Source organism: Streptomyces sp. DSM 42067, from assembly GCF_055792885.1.
Genome location: NZ_CM147706.1, coordinates 5,163,960 through 5,181,155, shown reverse-complemented (window position 1 = coordinate 5,181,155; position 17,196 = coordinate 5,163,960). Strand labels below are relative to the sequence as shown.

Here is a 17,196-nt window from a genome sequence, read left to right as displayed (position 1 = left end):
TCACGGCCGCGCAGCCCGTTCACACCCCTCCACCGCTCCGCCGCCCCTGCCTTTCGGCAGATACGGGACTGAACCATCGCATCATGTGATGTGCCGACTTATTGCGTACTGTCCTTGCTCATGCAGGACATCGACTCCGGTCTGTACCGCGGCATCAGCGACTTCGCGCATGACACCCCGGTGTGGGTGCAGCACCTCGTCGAGGCATGGACGGAGGCCGGACTGCTGCTGTTCGGCGTGCTGTTCGCCGCCGCGTGGTGGCGGGCGCGGCGCGGCGGGCCCTACGCGCTGGCCGTCGCGGTTCTCGCGCCGCTCGCGACCGCGGTGGCGTCTGTGTGCAGCGAGTTGGTCAAGTCCGCGGTGGACGAGGTGCGTCCGTGCCGCGCCGTGGCCGGCGCCCCCGCCTCGCTCATGGCCTGTCCGCCCCACGGCGACTGGTCGTTCCCGAGCAACCACGCGTCGATCGCGGGCGCCGCGGCGGTGGCACTGACGCTCGCCTGGCGCGGTCTCGCCCGGCTCGCCTTCCCGATGGCGCTGCTGATGGCGTACTCACGGGTTTTCGTGGGCGTCCACTATCCGCACGACGTGCTCGTGGGGCTGCTCCTCGGCGCCGCCGTGGCATACGCCGTGGTGCGTCTGGGCGCCCGGCCGATGACGCACGTGGCCGAGGCACTGCGGGCGTCCACCACGAGACCGGTCCGGTGGTTCGCCGGTCCGGGTCCCGCGGCACCGGACCGGGACACGCCCCAGCCGCGATCGGCCCATCGCGGCTGACGGCGCCGCGGCCTCGACGGCCACGGAGACCGGGCAGCACCGGGTCGGCGATCGGCTTGTTCGGCCTGTACTGCGCCGCGCCGGCTGTGGCGGGCCGGCTGTGGCGGGCCGAGGCGGCAGCCGCCATTGCCGCTGCCGAGGGCTGCGCCAATGGGTTCGGCGTCCACGTACGCGCCGTATGAGCTCTGACCGGGGAGGGCTCAAGGGAGTCGGCGGCGGCGTCCGGAGGCCGCCGTGGCGCCCCTCCGATCGTCAGGTTTCGGGGCTACAAGGCGCCTTGAACCGCCCCGGTACGGCCCGAAACCGTGTCGCCCGGCGTGTCACTCCCGCCTCTCACCTGGCCTTCTGTGGGGCCGCGGCCGCGGATGTCCGCTCGGCGTGCGGCACCGTGGCAGGATCGTGCGTGCCATGACTGCTCCCACGAAATCCATGCCGCCCACCCCGTCCACGGCGCCCATGCCGTCCTGCCGCGCCGCCTCCGGCACCCCGGGGGCCGCCCCGGGCGCCCCGGACGGCGCCGCCCTGCACCCGCCCGTCATCGCATGGTTCGAGGAGAACGCGCGCGACCTGCCGTGGCGTCGGTCCGAGGCGGGGCCATGGGGTGTGATGGTCAGCGAGTTCATGCTGCAGCAGACCCCGGTCAACCGCGTGCTGCCCGTGTACGAGCAGTGGATGGCCCGCTGGCCGCGCCCTGCCGACCTGGCCGAGGAGGCGCCCGGGGAAGCCGTCCGCGCCTGGGGCAGGCTCGGCTATCCGCGGCGCGCGCTGCGGCTGCACGGTGCCGCCGTCGCCATAACGGAGCGGCACGGCGGCGACGTACCGACGCAGCACGCGCAGCTGCTCGCGCTCCCCGGCATCGGCGAGTACACCGCCGCCGCCGTGGCGTCCTTCGCCTACGGGCAGCGGCATGCCGTCCTCGACACCAATGTGCGCAGGGTCCTCGCGCGCGCCGTGACCGGTACGCAGTACCCGCCCAACGCCACCACCGCCGCCGAGCGCAAGCTGGCCCGCGCGCTGCTCCCCGAGGACGAGCGCACGGCATCGCGCTGGGCCGCCGCGTCCATGGAGCTCGGGGCGCTGATCTGCACGGCCAAGAACGAGAGTTGTGTCCGCTGCCCCATCGCCGCGCAGTGCGCATGGCGGCTGGCCGGGAAGCCGGCGCACGACGGGGCGCCGCGCCGCGCCCAGACGTACGCCGGGACCGACCGCCAGGTGCGCGGCCGACTGCTGGCCGTGCTGCGGGAGGCCGTCGCGCCCGTGCCGCAGTCCGTGCTCGACCGTGTGTGGGACGAGCCCGTGCAGCGGGCGCGGGCGCTGGACGGACTGGTCGCCGACGGTCTCGTCGAGCCACTGCAGGGCGGCCTGTACCGCCTCCCGCTGGCCTGACCGGCCTCCCGCCCCTGCTGGCCTGACCGACCTCCGGCTACCGCTACCGACCCCCGCCGCCCACTATCGGCCACCCATCACTCGATACTGCCGCTCACCACGCTTTACGGCAGTCCGGCTTCTGTTACACAACCGCCGGACAGCCGTGCGTCCGCCGCAGGCTGCTTCGGACAGCCTCGTGACAACCGTTCCGTAGCTTCTGCCGTACCGCACAGGGGCGCGCACCAGCGCGAACACGGGACGGACGGAGGCGGTTCGGAATGGCGCACGGCGAGGTGCTCGAGTTCGAGGAGTACGTACGCAGTCGGCAGGACGCCCTGCTGCGCAGCGCCCGGCGCCTGGTGCCCGACCCGGTCGACGCGCAGGACCTGCTGCAGACCGCGCTCGTGCGGACGTACGGCCACTGGGAGGGCATAGCCGACAAGCGGCTGGCCGACGCGTATCTGCGCCGCGTCATGATCAATACGCGGACGGAGTGGTGGCGGGCCCGCAAGCTGGAGGAGGTCCCCACCGAGCAGCTGCCGGACGCGAGCGTCGAGGACGCCACCGAGCAGCACGCCGACCGCGCCCTGCTGATGGACGTCATGAAGGTGCTGGCACCCAAGCAGCGCAGCGTCGTCGTGCTGCGACACTGGGAACAGATGTCCACGGAGGAGACAGCTGCCGCCCTCGGCATGTCGGTCGGCACGGTCAAGAGCACGCTGCACCGGGCGCTCGCCCGGCTCCGCCAGGAGCTGGAGAACCGCGACCTCGATGCGCGCGCGCTCGAACGTGAGGAGCGGGAGCGTTGCGCGGCCTAGGCATGGGGGCCATACGAGGGATACGGGCCCTACGACGCGTAGGGGCACTGCGAGGTGTGGGGGCCCTACGGGGCGACGTCCCCGCCGCCGGACGCGGCGGCCGGACGGGACGAACCCTGACGGCGCGGGGCACAGCGGCGGCCGGGCTCGCCGCCCTCGGCCTTTCCCTCGCCGGATGCGGCGCGGGCGGCACCGGTGCGCGCGACGAGGGCCCGGCGCGGGGCGCCTCGGTCGCCCAGTCCGCACCCTCGCCCTCCTCATCGCCCGCTCCCACGGCGAAGCGCGTCGACGCGGTCGCGCTGGTCAAGAACGATCCGAAGGTGAGCGCCGAGGTCAAGCGGGACCTGAAACCGTGCGTCGCGGACGAGTACCCGGTCGACGTGTCCTACGGCAAGCTGACCGGCGGCTCCTCGGACGACATCGTCGTCAACGTGATGACCTGCGGCGATGCGGTCGGCGTCGGCTCGTATGTGTACCGCGCGGTCGGCACGGAGTATCAGAATGTCTTCCGCGTCGAGGAGCCGCCTGTCTATGCGGAGATCGACAGGGGCGACCTCGTCGTCACCACACAGGTGTACGAGAAGGGCGATCCCGTGGAGTACCCGTCCGGCGAGAACGTGATCACCTACCACTGGTCCGCGAACAGGTTCGTGGAGCAGGCCCGTACGCACAACGACTACAGCAACGCGGTGGGCGGGGGTTCGCCCACCGCCCCGGAGAACTGACACAGAAGGCAGCACATTCGGATGGCAGAGCAGACCCACGTCCTGTTCGTCGAGGACGACGACGTCATCCGCGAGGCCACCCAGCTGGCGCTGGAGCGCGACGGCTTCGTGGTCACCGCCATGCCCGACGGCCTGTCGGGGCTCGAGGCGTTCCGGGCCGACCGGCCCGACATCGCGCTGCTCGATGTGATGGTTCCGGGCCTGGACGGTGTCTCGCTCTGCCGCCGCATCCGCGACGAGTCCACCGTGCCGGTGATCATGCTGTCGGCGCGCGCCGACTCGATCGACGTCGTCCTCGGCCTGGAAGCGGGCGCCGACGACTATGTGACCAAGCCGTTCGACGGTGCCGTGCTGGTGGCCAGGATCCGCGCCGTGCTGCGCCGTTTCGGGCACGCGAGCGGGGCGGCCTCCGGTGCCGGTAAGGCCGACGGCACGGGGCAGGTGAGCGGCGGTGTGCTGAGCTTCGGCGATCTGCAGATCGACACGGAGGGCATGGAGGTACGGCGCGGTGGCGCGCTGGTGGGGCTGACGCCGACCGAGATGCGGCTGCTGCTCGAGTTCTCCTCCGCGCCCGGCACGGTGCTCTCCCGCGACAAGCTGCTGGAGCGCGTGTGGGACTACGGCTGGGGTGGCGACACTCGCGTCGTCGACGTCCATGTGCAGCGGCTGCGCACCAAGATCGGCCAGGACCGGATCGAGACGGTCCGCGGCTTCGGCTACAAGCTCAGGGCCTGAGGAGCACACCGTGGACCTGGGGGGTTTCGGCGGCCGGCGGCTGCCGGGCGTGGGCAGACGGCTGCCGGGCGTGGGCAGACGGCTGCCGGGCGTGGGCAGACGGCTGCACACCGGGGTGCGGTGGAAGATCAGCGCCGCGATCACGCTGGTGGGCGCGCTGGTGGCGCTCGCGCTGAGCCTGGTCGTGCACAACGCGGCGCGCGTCTCGATGCTCGACAACGCACGCGACGTCCAGGACGAGCGCATCCAGGTCGCGCAGCGCATGTACGAGACGACCGGCCGGCTGAACTTCATGGGCCTCAAGATCAACGATCCAGCCATCCCGAAGGACCTGCTGGCGAAGGCGACGGCCGGGCGCCGGGCCACCTACGTGGCGGACAAGCCCAACGGCGTGCCCGACATCTGGGCCGCCGTCCCGCTGAACGACGGCCGCGTGCTGTCGCTGCACACCGGGTTCACGGACCGCAGCGCCGAGGTCATGAAGGACCTGGACCAGGCGCTGATCGTCGGTTCGATCGTGGTGGTCTTCGGCGGCTGCGCGCTCGGTGTGCTCATCGGCGGCCAGATGTCGCGGCGACTGCGCAAGGCCGCGGCCGCGGCGGGAGAGGTCGCCCAGGGGCGGACGGACGTACGGGTGCGCGACGCCATAGGCGGTGTCGTACGCGATGAGACGGACGACCTCGCGCGGGCCGTCGACGCGATGGCGGACGCCCTCAAACAGCGCCTGGAGGCCGAACGCCGGGTGACCGCCGACATCGCCCATGAGCTGCGCACACCCGTGACCGGACTGCTGACGGCGGCCGAACTGCTGCCGCCGGGGCGGCCGACCGAGCTCGTACGGGACCGGGCGCAGGCCATGCGCACACTCGTCGAGGACGTGCTGGAGGTGGCGCGTCTCGACAGCGCGTCGGAGCGGGCCGAGTTGCAGGACATCATGCTGGGCGAGTTCGTGACCCGGCGGGTCGCGGTGAGGGACGCGGACGTCGCGGTGCGCGTGGTGCACGAGTCGGAGGTCACCACCGACCCGCGGCGCCTGGAGCGGGTTCTCGGCAATCTGCTGGCCAATGCCGCCAGGCACGGCAAGCCGCCGATCGAGGTCACGGTGGAGGGCCGGGTGATCCGGGTGCGCGACCACGGGCCCGGATTCCCGGAGGAACTGCTCGCCGAGGGGCCCAGCCGGTTCCGGACCGGCAGCAGGGACCGCTCAGGGCAGGGCCATGGGCTCGGCCTGACGATCGCGGCGGGCCAGGCACGGGTGCTCGGCGCACGCCTGACCTTCCGCAACGTACGGCCTCCTGGGGCGCCCGACGACGTACCGGCGGAGGGCGCGGTCGCGGTGCTGTGGCTGCCGGAGCACGCGCCGACGAACACCGGGAGCTACCCGATGCTGGAGGACTGACGGCCGACCTTCCGATCGTTCGGGTCGGCCTCTCGATCAGGCTCGGGCAGGCGTCCAGATCAGGCTCGGGCCGACGTCGTCGCCCCCAGACCCACAGCCGAGAGCCGGTCGACCGCCGCCAGACCACAGCCGAGAGCCGGTCGACCCGGACCCATGTCGAGAGCCGGTCGCCCCCAGACCCACGGCCGAGAGCCGGTCGACCCGGACCGCCGGCTGAGAACCCGGTCGGCCCGCGCCCGGGAGCCCGGTCACACGCGGAAGACCCCGGCACGCCGTGCGCGCCAGGGCCTTCAACCCCGCAATCTCTCGACTCGAGGGCCGGATCACACGGACTCGGCCACCGTCTTCCCGGCGCGCGCGCCCTCCCCGTCCGCGCCCCCGGCCCCCTTCTGCGGCGCCGCACCCCGCAGCGGAACCTCCGTCACGAACACGGCAGCCAGCAAGGCGGCCACGGCGACGGCCGAGCCGAGCAGGAACGCCGAGTGCGTACCGGCCGACACCGCATGCTGGTAGGCCTCGCGCGCCGCCGCGGGCAGCTTGGCCAGGCTCGCCGCGTCGAGCTGAGCGGACTTCTCGGTGACCTGGCTGCCGAGGTCCCCGGCGCGCTGGGCCATCACGTCCTGCACCCGGTGGTTGAAGAGGGCGCCCATGATCGCGACGCCGAAGGACGAACCGAGCGTACGGAACAGGGTGGTCGAGGAAGACGCGACGCCCATGTCCTTCATCTCGACGCTGTTCTGCGCGACCAGCATCGTGATCTGCATCAGGCAGCCCATGCCCGCGCCGAGCACCGCCATGTACAGACCCGAGGTGAGGCGTGACGTCTCGGTGTCCATCTGCGCCAGCAGGAACAGCCCGGCGATCATCAGCACGCTCCCCGCCACGGGGAAGATCTTGTACCTGCCGCTGCTGGTGGTGACCCGTCCCGCGATCAGTGAGAGGACCATCATCGACAGCAGCATGGGAAGCAGGAGCAGACCGGAGTTGGTCGCGGACGCCCCCTGTACGGACTGCTGGTACAGCGGCAGGAACAGGACCGCGCCGAACATCACGAAGCCGGTGACGAAGCCGATCACGGACATCAGCGTGAAGTTGCGGCTACGGAAGATATGCAGCGGCAGTATCGGTTCGGCAGCCTTCGTCTGGACGAAGAAGAAGCCGACGAGCGAGGCGACGCCGATGCCGATGAGCTCCATGATCACGGCGGAGCCCCAGGCGTACTCCGTACCGCCCCAGGTCGTGACCAGCACGATCGCGGTGATGCCGACGGCGAGCAGGGACGCGCCCAGGTAGTCGATCCGGCTCTGCGTCCGCTTCTTCGGCAGATGCAGCACCGCGCTGACCGCGGCCAGGGCGACGACACCGAGCGGCAGGTTGATGTAGAAGGACCAGCGCCAGCCGAGGTGGTCGGTGATCGTGCCGCCGACCAGCGGCCCGCCGATCATGGCGAGCGCCATCACGCCGGCCATCATGCCCTGGTACCTGCCGCGCTCCCGCGGCGGAATCAGATCGCCGATGATCGCCATCACGCCGACCATGAGCCCGCCCGCGCCAAGCCCCTGGATGGCGCGGAAGCCGATCAGCTGCCCCATGTCCTGGGCCATGCCGCTGAGCGCGGAGCCGATCAGAAAGATGACGATGGACGTCAGGAAGACGCCCTTCCGCCCGTACATGTCGCCGAGCTTGCCCCAGATCGGGGTGGATGCGGCGGTGGCGAGCGTATAGGCGGTGACGACCCAGGAGAGGTGCTCGAGACCGCCGAGCTCGCCCACGATGGTCGGCATTGCGGTGCCGACGATCATGTTGTCGAGCATCGCGAGCAGCATGGTGATCATGAGGGCGAGCAGCACGACCCGTACGCTTCGGGGCTGCCTGCCGCCTTCCGCCGCCGCGTCCGGGGTTCCTGCCGGCGCGGTTTGTGGTGCCCCTTCCGGGGGTTGCGGTGCGTCTTCCGGTGCGGAGTCGGCCGGTGGCCTGGCCTGGGACATTTCTGCACTCCCCCTGGGACGATAAGGAAGCGAGGCGACCGGCGTGGCCCACTTGGCCGCGGTACTTACTTGCCGCCCGGCTAGCTCTCTACACTGAGGAAGCTAGGCGCCTACTTGCCGGGCGTCAAGTAAGTTTGTGGCAAAGCGGGGTGCCCGGCAGATGCGCGGATTGCGATCCGGCCGGCAGGACCGTTTCCGAGGAGTGCGAGGAGCAGCCGCCATGGGCAGCACGGGGAGCAAGCAGCAGCGCCGAGGGGACACGCGCCAGCGCATCCAGGACGTGGCGCTCGAACTCTTCTCGGCCCAGGGCTACGAGAAGACCTCACTGCGCGAGATCGCCGAGCGCCTGGAGGTCACGAAGGCGGCGCTCTACTACCACTTCAAGACCAAGGAAGACATCCTCATCAGCATCTTCGAGGATCTGACGAGGCCCCTGGACGAGCTGATCAAGTGGGGCAAGGAGCAACCGCACACCCTGGAGACGAAGCAGGAGGTGCTGCGCCGCTACAGCTCGGCCCTGACCGATGCGGCCCCGCTCTTCCGCTTCATGCAGGAGAACCAGGCGACGGTGCGCGAACTGAGCATCGGCGAGATGTTCAAGGACCGCATGATCGCCCTGCTGGACATCATCAAGGAACCCGACGCCCCGCTGACCGACCAGGTCCGCTGCATCAGCGCCCTGTTCTCGATCCACGCCGGCTTGTTCGCCCTCAGGGACGTCGTAGGCGACCCCGAGGACAAGCGCAAGGCTGTCCTCGAGGTCGCCATCGATCTGGTGACGCAGGCCCACTCGGGCGCCTGAGTCGTCGGACGGGGTTCGCCGCGGTCATCCGGTGAGCGGCCGGCGGCGATCCGTCAACGGTGATCAGCCGTGATCAGCGGCGATCAGAGGGCGACGCCGTGCGCACGCAGGAAGGCCGCCGGGTTGATCGCGGAACCGTAGTTCGGGGTGGTGCGGATCTCGAAGTGCAGGTGCGGGCCGCTGGAGTTGCCGGTGTTGCCCGACAGGGCGATCTTCTGCCCGGCCTTCACGGCCTGGCCGACCCGCACGTTGACCTTCGACAGGTGCGCGTACTGCGAGTACGTGCCGTTGCCGTGCTTGATCACGATGGCGTTGCCGTACGCCGGGCCGTCACCGGCGCCGTTCGGGCCGGCCTTGACGACGGTGCCGCTGCCGGCGGCGGCGACCGGGGTGCCGGTGCGCACCGCGAAGTCCTGGCCGGAGTGCTTGGCCGCCCACATGCCGCCGCTCTGGGCGTAGCTCGCGGAGAGCGTGTAGCCCTTGACCGGGACGACCCAGCCGCGGGCCTTCTTGGCAGCGGCCTCGGTGACCGACGTCTGGGCGGCGGTGGCGGCCTTGGCCTGGGCCTCGGCCTGCGCGGCGACGGAAGCGGCGGTGGTCTTGGGCAGCGCGGAGGCGGTGACGGTGTCCGCAGCAGCCGCGACCCCGGAACCGAGGAACGCCGAGGCTCCCAGGCTGACGGCTACGACGGCCGCCCGCGTACGAAGCAGGGACGAACCGGGGATACGGGACGTGGCGAGCTTGGACATTCGGGATACCTCCGGGCTTAAGCGAATCCAGCACCTAAAAGCCATGTGCCGGTCGGGACTCCACATTGGTAACCCACTCCATCGATCCCGCCCAAAACCCCTTTCTACTAGCCTTCCTCGTAGGAAAACATCACATTCTGGACCTCTTGACATCCCCCGTCAGGCCACCAAAACGTCCCAAATCATCGCAAGAACCTCTTACCTGGACGAGGTTTAAACGCACTTGGCAGTCGGTACACAACGCTCAAACATGGATGCTCCTAGATCTTCCGGCCGCATCGGCCGATTCCCGACCCTGATCCAGAACGGGAATCCAGGCCGACCCCACTCCATCAACCACTATTCCGCCTAGTAACGGACAAAACGGCTGTGTGCCATGTCACCGAAAGGCAAGATCCCGCACCGGGAAATGTGACCTGCACTACTCATGGGAATGTGACCTGCATTACTCGGCGCTCCTTGGAATATGTGACCTGGGCTACTCGAATTCGCCTTTCCTGCAGGGGGCTGGCATCGAGCGTGGTCACCCCGCTGATCAAGAAGCTCTTCGTGAGCGAGGGACCGGGCGCGGGGCTCGTAGAGAAGCGGACCCGCATCTCGGCTATGTCTCGTTCAAGGGCGAGAAGCGCAACGCACCCTCGACGAGAGGGACCTGACGAAGCTCGCCGCCGAACTGGTCGCGCGAGCCCTGCGTACGGGCGAGCGCCCCTTCCTCACCGACGAGGAAGAGGCCGCCGCACACGCCCTCGCCAGGACCCTGCACGCTCTCGGCGACCTCACCATGACCGACGTACAGGCGTGGAGCTCGGCCATGCGGGCCTGGCGGTCGGCGTTCGTGCCCCGGGCGCTCGTCGAGCAGAGCCGTCGCCAGGCCGAGCTCATCGCGAAGGTCGACGCGCTGATCGCCCGGACGCCGTTACCGGGCGACCGGGACGCGGCGTTCGAGCTGCCCGTAATCTTCCCGAATCTGCGGTCGGTCGAATGAATTCGTCCTGGCTTCGGACGAGGACGGGACAGCGCTCCCCGAGCACATCACCGGCCTCTTCCGGGCAGACACAGGGTCAGGGAAATCCACAGCGTGCTGTAACGCAAAAAGGGGCCGGCCCCGGAACCGAAGTTCCGGGGCCGGCCCCTTCCGGCGCTCAGCTCAGCGCGAGCGTCACGCGTCCTTGCTCAGGTTCGGACCCGAGCCGCCGCCCGCCGCCGACTCGACCGGCGGCACGTCCGGCAGGGCCGACTTCTCCTCGCCGCGGAAGGTGAACTTGCGGGCCTCGCCCTCGCCCTCCGTGTCGACGACCACGATGTGGCCGGGGCGCAGCTCGCCGAAGAGGATCTTCTCGGAGAGCAGGTCCTCGATCTCGCGCTGGATCGTCCGACGCAGCGGCCGGGCGCCCAGAACGGGGTCGTAGCCCTTCTTCGCCAGGAGCGACTTGGCGGTCGAGCTGAGCTCGATGCCCATGTCGCGGTCCTTCAGGCGCTCGTCCACCTTGGCGATCATGAGGTCGACGATCTGGATGATGTCTTCCTCGGTGAGCTGGTGGAAGACCACCGTGTCGTCGACACGGTTCAGGAACTCCGGGCGGAAGTGCTGCTTCAGCTCGTCGTTGACCTTGGCCTTCATGCGCTCGTAGTTGGTCTTCGTGTCACCCGCGGCGGCGAAGCCGAGGTTGAAGCCCTTGGAGATGTCCCGGGTGCCGAGGTTGGTCGTCATGATGATGACCGTGTTCTTGAAGTCCACGACCCGGCCCTGGGAGTCGGTCAGGCGACCGTCCTCCAGGATCTGCAGCAGGCTGTTGAAGATGTCCGGGTGGGCCTTCTCCACCTCGTCGAACAGGACGACGGAGAACGGCTTGCGGCGGACCTTCTCGGTCAGCTGGCCGCCCTCTTCGTAGCCCACGTAGCCGGGGGGCGAACCGAAGAGACGCGACACCGTGTGCTTCTCGCTGAACTCCGACATGTCGAGGGAGATCAGCGCGTCCTCGTCACCGAAGAGGAATTCCGCGAGGGTCTTCGACAGCTCCGTCTTACCGACACCCGAGGGGCCGGCGAAGATGAACGAGCCACCGGGACGCTTCGGGTCCTTCAGACCCGCACGCGTACGACGGATGGCCTGCGAGAGCGCCTTGATGGCGTCCTTCTGGCCGATGACCCGCTTGTGGAGCTCGTCCTCCATGCGCAGCAGACGCGAGGACTCCTCCTCGGTCAGCTTGAAGACCGGGATGCCGGTGGCGGTGGCGAGGACCTCGGCGATCAGCTCGCCGTCGACCTCGGCGACGACGTCCATGTCGCCGGCCTTCCACTCCTTCTCCCGCTTGGTCTTCGCCGAGAGCAGCTGCTTCTCCTTGTCGCGGAGAGAGGCCGCCTTCTCGAAGTCCTGGGAGTCGATCGCCGACTCCTTGTCCCGGCGCACGGCCGCGATCTTCTCGTCGAACTCGCGGAGGTCCGGCGGAGCGGTCATCCGGCGGATACGCATCCGGGAACCGGCCTCGTCGATCAGGTCGATCGCCTTGTCCGGCAGGAAGCGGTCCGAGATGTACCGGTCGGCCAGCGTGGCGGCCTGGACCAGGGCCTCGTCCGTGATGGAGACGCGGTGGTGCGCCTCGTAACGGTCGCGCAGGCCCTTGAGGATCTCGATGGTGTGCGGCAGCGACGGCTCCGCGACCTGGATGGGCTGGAAGCGGCGCTCGAGCGCGGCGTCCTTCTCCAGGTGCTTGCGGTACTCGTCGAGCGTGGTCGCACCGATCGTCTGGAGCTCACCGCGGGCCAGCATCGGCTTCAGGATCGAAGCGGCGTCGATGGCGCCCTCGGCGGCACCCGCACCGACCAGCGTGTGCAGCTCGTCGATGAACAGGATGATGTCGCCGCGGGTGCGGATCTCCTTGAGCACCTTCTTCAGGCGCTCCTCGAAGTCACCGCGGTACCGGGAGCCGGCGACCAGGGCGCCCAGGTCGAGGGTGTAGAGGTGCTTGTCCTTGAGGGTCTCGGGCACCTCGCCCTTGACGATGGCCTGCGCCAGGCCCTCGACGACGGCGGTCTTGCCGACGCCGGGCTCGCCGATGAGCACGGGGTTGTTCTTGGTACGGCGGGACAGCACCTGCATGACCCGCTCGATCTCCTTCTCGCGCCCGATGACCGGGTCGAGCTTGGACTCGCGCGCGGCCTGGGTGAGGTTCCGGCCGAACTGGTCGAGGACCAGGGACGTGGAGGGGGTGCCCTCGGCAGGACCACCGGCGGCGGCGGTCTCCTTGCCCTGGTATCCGGAGAGCAGCTGGATGACCTGCTGCCGCACCCGGTTGAGGTCTGCGCCCAGCTTGACCAGGACCTGGGCGGCGACGCCCTCGCCCTCACGGATCAGGCCGAGCAGGATGTGCTCCGTGCCGATGTAGTTGTGGCCCAGCTGAAGGGCCTCGCGGAGCGACAGCTCCAGGACCTTCTTGGCACGGGGGGTGAAGGGGATGTGCCCGGACGGAGCCTGCTGGCCCTGGCCGATGATCTCCTCCACCTGCTGGCGGACCGCCTCGAGCGAAATCCCGAGGCTCTCCAGGGCCTTAGCGGCGACACCCTCACCCTCGTGGATCAGGCCCAGGAGGATGTGCTCGGTGCCGATGTAGTTGTGGTTGAGCATCCGGGCTTCTTCCTGAGCCAGGACGACAACCCGCCGCGCGCGGTCGGTGAACCTCTCGAACATCGTTAATCGCTCCTCAGAGCGGTCAGGCAGTAAGGGGACGCTCCCCTCCCTGTCCTTCCGCAGCTTAGTCCCGCAAGCGGGGACCGCTCATTCCAACTGCCGACACCCGTCCTTGGCCTCCCAACCCGGAACGCCGACAACTGCTCCAACCCGATGGTGCGAGACGATGTTCCCGCAGGCCAGGTAGTTACCCACGCCGCCAGTACGCCGATGGCGAACGCGAGACGCCCCAACACTGCGTGTCGCCCCTCCCCACTAGGGATGTCTTACCCGTAACGACTGACACTCCATGCGGCGTGCCCCGGTTCCCTCCGCTACGGGCGAACAACCTTGCGCGCCCGCATGCATCCACACGCCCCCACCACGGATACTCTGCGCATCGATCACACCACCTTGCGTAACTCAGAGCCACTCCCTGGGGTTGCTCCTTGCATGGTTCCTACGGTCCCCCCTCCTTCGCGCCCGGTCCACCCGAGCCGCCCGGCCGATCCGGTACGGCATTGGTACGAGCACGAACTGGGCTGGGCGGTGGCCGAGGGGACGCCCGAGGGGACGCCGGTGCAGCTGCTGACGGGGCTGCGCTTCGACGTAATGGAAATGCCCGCAGATGCGGGTCACGCGGTCCTGGGGCGGCTCGCGCCGCGGTGCCCGGTGGCACTGCAGGGGCCGGTGATGCGGCTGCTGGTGGCCGCGGGAAGCGCCGAGGAGCTGCCGGGGCTGCTCGACTGGCTGGAGTGGGGCGCTCTCGCCCGGGATCTCACCGCGATCGGGGCGGGCGGGCGGATCGACGCGCCGACGCCCCCGGGGTGGCCGGGCTCGCCGGGGGCCGCCCGCTGGTTGCGGCCCCCCGAGTCAGGTCGCGAGGCGGAACCGGCGCTGCCGGCCCTGGCTTCGCTGGGGGGCGGTGGGGGCGCCCCCGCTCTCGATCTCGTACGACTGGTGGACGCGGCGGCGACGGAGTGCCACCGGGCCCGGCTGCGGCGTCTGAGCGCTCAGGCGTTGGCCTTCTCGTAGGCCTCACGGATGGTTGCGGGGACACGGCCGCGGTCGTTGACCTCGTAGCCGTTCTCCTTCGCCCAGGCGCGGATCTGTGCGGTGTCCTGGCTGCCGCCGGACGCTGCTGCGCGTGCCTTGCCGCGGGCGCCGGCGCCGCGGCCTCCGGTACGACGACCGCCCTTGACGAAGGGCTCCAGCAGTCCGCGGAGCTTGTCGGCATTGGCGGTGGTGAGGTCGATCTCGTACGTCTTGCCGTCCAGCGCGAACGTCACGGTCTCGTCCGCCTCGCCGCCGTCGAGGTCATCGACAAGAAGGACCTGAACCTTCTGTGCCACCGGATTTCCTTTCATCGAAACTTCAGGACCGGGGCCTGCGGCTTCAGCCGCTGATTCGCCGGCCCCTGTTATATGCAGTGCTGCAGTACGTCGGAAAGCAAACCGCTTTTCCCGGAAAAACACAAACCCCTGACAGAGACCGGGGACCCAAGGACGCCTGGAAACGTGCGCGTTTCGGACATAGGGCACCCGGGAACAGGGTCCGGCTTGGAATAGCGCCCGATGATCACAGATGCAGAAGCATCCGACTGTTGCCCAAGGTGTTCGGTTTCACTCGTTCGAGACCGAGGAACTCCGCGACGCCCTCGTCATAGGAACGCAACAGCTCGCTGTAGACATCTGTGTCGACGGGCGTCTCGCCGATCTCCACGAAGCCGTGCTTGGCGAAGAACTCCACTTCGAAGGTGAGGCAGAATACGCGGCGAACACCGAGCCAGCGGGCGGTCTGGAGCAGCTTCTCCAGCAACTGATGTCCGACCCCCGCACCCCTGACCACGGGGTTCACGGCGAGTGTGCGGACTTCTGCGAGGTCTTCCCACATCACATGCAGGGCACCGCAACCGACGACCTCCGCGTTGTCGTCGCGTTCCGCCACCCAGAACTCCTGGATGTCCTCGTAAAGCGTCACGGTCGCTTTGTCGAGCAGGATCCGCTGACGGACGTACGAGTCGAGGAGACGGCGTACGGCCGGTACATCCGCGGTGCGTGCCCTGCGCACGGTGACGGCTTTAGCGGTGGCTTCCGGTGACTCTGCTGGCATGAGCGGACGCTATCGCCCGGCCTCACCCTCCGCTGAACCGGGGCTCTCCCGGCCTTCCAGGATCTCGGGGCCTTGCACGATGCGGATGGCCGCGCGTAGTGCCTCGCGCTGTTCCGGCGACATCATGCCGAAGAAGGCGACGAGTGCGGCGGCCGCGTTGTCGCTCTGCGACCAGGCTTCGTTCATGAGTGCGGCGGCGTAGGCGGCACGTGTGGAGACCGCCTCATATCGATAGGCGCGGCCTTCCGCCTCGCGGCGTACCCAGCCCTTCTGATGGAGATTGTCCAAAACGGTCATCACGGTGGTGTACGCGATCGACCGCTCCTGCTGGAGATCTTCCAGGACTTCTCGAACGGTCACCGGGCGGTTCCACTTCCACACCCGCGTCATGACCGCGTCTTCGAGTTCTCCCAATGGGCGAGGCACACCAGAACAATAGTGGGAGAAGCCGCCAATGACGCGCCGAACGTGGCTTTTCTGCAACAAAAAGGGCGTATGACTCGAAAAGCTACGAGCCATACGCCGCTTTGGGGCCCCTGCGACGGGTCAGGCGTCGCCGGGCCCACGGGTCGGACGGGCGGCCTCGGCACGCGCGATGGCGGCGTCGACGGCCGCGTCCTCCTTGGCCTTGTTGGCGCCGCCCTGGGACTTCACGATCGTCACCACCAGGCCGGTGAAGAACACTGCCATCACTACCGGGGGCAAGAGCGCGGAGACGTATTCCATGCCCCCAGGGTAGCTAAGCGGTGCCGGGGAAGTGCGGGTGCGTTCCCGCGCCGCCGCGGCAGCGGCTTGTGTCAACAGCCGGTGCGTGCTCTCGGCGTGCCGGACGAAGGCCCTCGATGGGCCCCTCCCATGCCCTTAAGGCAATGGGGGAGGAACTACCCGGGCCTTTGGCCGGTGCGGCGAGTGGGGACACCTCCCACGCCCTTAAGGCAGTGAGGGAGCGTGCCGGGCGGCGTGGGGCGTGGGGGCGTGCCTGAACTTCCCCGGGGCCGCTTAGACAGCGGCGAGCTTCTGCGGTGGGGCGGGCGGTGGCGCGGGCTTGCGCTTGGGAGGGAAGACCTCGGCCGGGGTCGGCACGGGGCGCTGCGGGGCGGGGCGCTCGGCCGGGGGCTGCTCCGGCTTCGGCTTCGCCGGTTCCTTGGCGGCGGCGCGGCCGCCGGGGAGGGCCAGCAGGCGGATACGGGGGGTGGCGGCCAGGAACGGGCGCGGGCGCCCCGCCGTGGCGGCCGCCGACGTCTGGCGGCCTGGCTGCCGAGCTGTCTGCCGAGCTGCCGCGGGCTCGCCGCGCACGGCGGTGTCGCCGCGTACGGCGGTGTCGTCCCGTACGGTCTCGGCTGCGGCCTGATCGGTGTGGCCGGGGCAGCGGTCGAGGAGGGCCCCGGCGACGGGGTTGCCGTTGGCACCCAGTGCGCGGAGGGCCGTGACGTCCTCCGGGCCCGGCTGGTGGCCGGTGTTCAGGGCGTCCTCCAGCAGCGCGAGATAGCCGATGGCGCTGCCCGGGAGCGCGGCCCGGTAGCGGGCGAGGTCCGCCACCAGGAAGGCGCAGAGCCGGTCGCCCTCGCGGACCGCCTCATCGACGGACTCGGCGAGGCGCAGGCAGGCCTGGACGTCCTCGGCGGAGACGGAGCTGGGGTGAAGGGCAAGAGCGAGGGCACGTCGGAGCACACGCAGCTCCTCCGCACCGAACGCCATGCCACCGCGGGATCCGTAAGGCGTGGGCATGGCCTGACGATACGCGCTAATCAGACAAAAGCCAGCTTTCGCCCAATCCTGGGCGTGGCTCTCCTACGGGGTTCCCGTGGCTGCCATTACGGGGTTCCCGTGGCTGCCATCGGCCGCCGACGGCGGCGGAGCGGGGCGGGGGCGCCACCTGCCGGTGGCGGGTCCAGGCGCGCACGCGGCTACCCGCTGGCGGTCGGCTGGTGCGCCACCTGTCGGTGGCCGGGTCGGGCCGCGCCGGTCCGTTGTGGGCAGGCGTTCCGCAGGGCTGGGGCACCTCCCAGCGGTGGCCGGGGGAGGTGGGCACAAACCACGACGGCGGGTCACGTGGCGT

At 69.6% G+C, this 17,196-nt stretch carries 17 protein-coding genes; 9 read left to right on the top strand and 8 right to left on the bottom strand.

Features of this window, described 5'->3' with window-relative positions:
• The first annotated feature begins 120 nt into the window (after window positions 1-120).
• The 6 genes from ACSMXV_RS23785 (at window position 121) to cseC (ending at window position 5,819) form a co-directional block, all read left to right on the top strand.
• Window positions 121-774: a phosphatase PAP2 family protein gene (locus tag ACSMXV_RS23785; protein ID WP_473173317.1), complete on the top strand. Its 654-nt coding sequence runs from the start codon at window positions 121-123 to the stop codon at window positions 772-774.
• Between the two features lie 408 nt (window positions 775-1,182).
• Window positions 1,183-2,160: an HhH-GPD family protein gene (locus ACSMXV_RS23780; protein WP_374064133.1), complete on the top strand. Its 978-nt coding sequence runs from the start codon at window positions 1,183-1,185 to the stop codon at window positions 2,158-2,160.
• A gap of 260 nt (window positions 2,161-2,420) precedes the next feature.
• Window positions 2,421-2,960, top strand: coding sequence for a SigE family RNA polymerase sigma factor (locus ACSMXV_RS23775; RefSeq protein ID WP_473173316.1), 540 nt, complete (start codon window positions 2,421-2,423; stop codon window positions 2,958-2,960).
• A gap of 56 nt (window positions 2,961-3,016) precedes the next feature.
• The gene (locus tag ACSMXV_RS23770; protein ID WP_473173315.1) at window positions 3,017-3,685 is read left to right on the top strand and encodes a hypothetical protein; all 669 of its coding nucleotides are present in this window, start codon (window positions 3,017-3,019) and stop codon (window positions 3,683-3,685) included.
• A 21-nt stretch (window positions 3,686-3,706) separates the two neighbouring features.
• Window positions 3,707-4,420 (top strand): two-component system response regulator CseB, encoded by a 714-nt coding sequence (cseB, locus tag ACSMXV_RS23765; RefSeq protein ID WP_473173314.1) that lies wholly within the window; start codon window positions 3,707-3,709, stop codon window positions 4,418-4,420.
• Window positions 4,341-5,819, top strand: a complete 1,479-nt coding sequence (gene cseC, locus ACSMXV_RS23760) for a two-component system sensor histidine kinase CseC (RefSeq protein WP_473179048.1) — start codon at window positions 4,341-4,343, stop codon at window positions 5,817-5,819. Before cseB ends, cseC begins: the two co-directional genes overlap by 80 nt.
• A 323-nt stretch (window positions 5,820-6,142) precedes the next feature.
• Here cseC and ACSMXV_RS23755 read toward each other — a convergent pair whose 3' ends face one another.
• Complete coding sequence (locus ACSMXV_RS23755; protein WP_473173313.1) at window positions 6,143-7,807, bottom strand: MDR family MFS transporter; 1,665 nt, start codon at window positions 7,805-7,807, stop codon at window positions 6,143-6,145.
• 220 nt (window positions 7,808-8,027) lie between these two features.
• Between ACSMXV_RS23755 and ACSMXV_RS23750 the strand changes: the two genes are divergently transcribed.
• The gene (locus tag ACSMXV_RS23750) at window positions 8,028-8,609 is read left to right on the top strand and encodes a TetR/AcrR family transcriptional regulator (RefSeq protein WP_473173312.1); all 582 of its coding nucleotides are present in this window, start codon (window positions 8,028-8,030) and stop codon (window positions 8,607-8,609) included.
• Window positions 8,610-8,692: 83 nt separating this feature from the next.
• Here the strand turns inward: ACSMXV_RS23750 and ACSMXV_RS23745 are convergent, their stop codons facing one another.
• On the bottom strand, window positions 8,693-9,358 hold the full coding sequence (locus ACSMXV_RS23745) for a M23 family metallopeptidase (RefSeq protein WP_473173311.1): 666 nt from the start codon (window positions 9,356-9,358) through the stop codon (window positions 8,693-8,695).
• A 652-nt stretch (window positions 9,359-10,010) separates the two neighbouring features.
• Here ACSMXV_RS23745 and ACSMXV_RS23740 point away from each other — a divergent pair.
• Window positions 10,011-10,343 carry an NACHT N-terminal Helical domain 1-containing protein gene (locus tag ACSMXV_RS23740; protein ID WP_473179047.1) on the top strand — a complete coding sequence of 111 codons (333 nt, stop codon included), beginning with the start codon at window positions 10,011-10,013 and terminating at the stop codon, window positions 10,341-10,343.
• Between the two features lie 174 nt (window positions 10,344-10,517).
• Here ACSMXV_RS23740 and ACSMXV_RS23735 read toward each other — a convergent pair whose 3' ends face one another.
• Entirely contained in the window at window positions 10,518-13,046 is a 2,529-nt protein-coding gene (locus ACSMXV_RS23735) for an ATP-dependent Clp protease ATP-binding subunit (RefSeq protein ID WP_181655946.1), read from the bottom strand.
• Window positions 13,047-13,478: 432 nt separating this feature from the next.
• Here ACSMXV_RS23735 and ACSMXV_RS23730 point away from each other — a divergent pair, with 432 nt between their 5' ends.
• Entirely contained in the window at window positions 13,479-14,060 is a 582-nt protein-coding gene (locus tag ACSMXV_RS23730) for an SCO3374 family protein (RefSeq protein WP_473173310.1), read from the top strand.
• On the opposite strand, the gene ACSMXV_RS23725 is transcribed toward ACSMXV_RS23730, so the two are convergent.
• The 5 genes from ACSMXV_RS23725 to ACSMXV_RS23705 all read right to left on the bottom strand — a co-directional run bounded on the left by ACSMXV_RS23725 (window position 14,039) and on the right by ACSMXV_RS23705 (window position 16,865).
• On the bottom strand, window positions 14,039-14,377 hold the full coding sequence (locus tag ACSMXV_RS23725; RefSeq protein WP_451395956.1) for a histone-like nucleoid-structuring protein Lsr2: 339 nt from the start codon (window positions 14,375-14,377) through the stop codon (window positions 14,039-14,041). The two genes, ACSMXV_RS23730 and ACSMXV_RS23725, sit on opposite strands and share 22 nt — an antisense overlap.
• Before the next feature lie 226 nt (window positions 14,378-14,603).
• Window positions 14,604-15,137, bottom strand: a complete 534-nt coding sequence (locus tag ACSMXV_RS23720) for an amino-acid N-acetyltransferase (RefSeq protein ID WP_181655949.1) — start codon at window positions 15,135-15,137, stop codon at window positions 14,604-14,606.
• A gap of 9 nt (window positions 15,138-15,146) precedes the next feature.
• Entirely contained in the window at window positions 15,147-15,563 is a 417-nt protein-coding gene (locus tag ACSMXV_RS23715) for a BlaI/MecI/CopY family transcriptional regulator (RefSeq protein WP_181656380.1), read from the bottom strand.
• Window positions 15,564-15,683: 120 nt separating this feature from the next.
• A complete protein-coding gene (locus ACSMXV_RS23710) occupies window positions 15,684-15,863 on the bottom strand; it encodes a hypothetical protein (protein WP_181655950.1) in 180 nt (59 codons plus the stop codon).
• A gap of 273 nt (window positions 15,864-16,136) precedes the next feature.
• Window positions 16,137-16,865, bottom strand: a complete 729-nt coding sequence (locus ACSMXV_RS23705; protein ID WP_473173309.1) for a hypothetical protein — start codon at window positions 16,863-16,865, stop codon at window positions 16,137-16,139.
• Window positions 16,866-17,196: the final 331 nt, after the last annotated feature.

Bases quoted from the DNA above. Each gene is read 5' to 3' on its own strand.
- ACSMXV_RS23730 (WP_473173310.1), top strand. From the start codon at position 13,479: ATGGTTCCTACGGTCCCCCCTCCTTCGCGCCCGGTCCACCCGAGCCGC.
- ACSMXV_RS23720 (WP_181655949.1), bottom strand. From the start codon at position 15,137: ATGCCAGCAGAGTCACCGGAAGCCACCGCTAAAGCCGTCACCGTGCGC.
- ACSMXV_RS23755 (WP_473173313.1), bottom strand. From the start codon at position 7,807: ATGTCCCAGGCCAGGCCACCGGCCGACTCCGCACCGGAAGACGCACCG.
- ACSMXV_RS23780 (WP_374064133.1), top strand. From the start codon at position 1,183: ATGACTGCTCCCACGAAATCCATGCCGCCCACCCCGTCCACGGCGCCC.
- ACSMXV_RS23745 (WP_473173311.1), bottom strand. From the start codon at position 9,358: ATGTCCAAGCTCGCCACGTCCCGTATCCCCGGTTCGTCCCTGCTTCGT.
- cseC (WP_473179048.1), top strand. From the start codon at position 4,341: ATGTGCAGCGGCTGCGCACCAAGATCGGCCAGGACCGGATCGAGACGG.
- ACSMXV_RS23710 (WP_181655950.1), bottom strand. From the start codon at position 15,863: ATGGAATACGTCTCCGCGCTCTTGCCCCCGGTAGTGATGGCAGTGTTC.
- ACSMXV_RS23735 (WP_181655946.1), bottom strand. From the start codon at position 13,046: ATGTTCGAGAGGTTCACCGACCGCGCGCGGCGGGTTGTCGTCCTGGCT.
- ACSMXV_RS23750 (WP_473173312.1), top strand. From the start codon at position 8,028: ATGGGCAGCACGGGGAGCAAGCAGCAGCGCCGAGGGGACACGCGCCAG.
- cseB (WP_473173314.1), top strand. From the start codon at position 3,707: ATGGCAGAGCAGACCCACGTCCTGTTCGTCGAGGACGACGACGTCATC.
- ACSMXV_RS23705 (WP_473173309.1), bottom strand. From the start codon at position 16,865: ATGCCCACGCCTTACGGATCCCGCGGTGGCATGGCGTTCGGTGCGGAG.
- ACSMXV_RS23785 (WP_473173317.1), top strand. From the start codon at position 121: ATGCAGGACATCGACTCCGGTCTGTACCGCGGCATCAGCGACTTCGCG.
- ACSMXV_RS23775 (WP_473173316.1), top strand. From the start codon at position 2,421: ATGGCGCACGGCGAGGTGCTCGAGTTCGAGGAGTACGTACGCAGTCGG.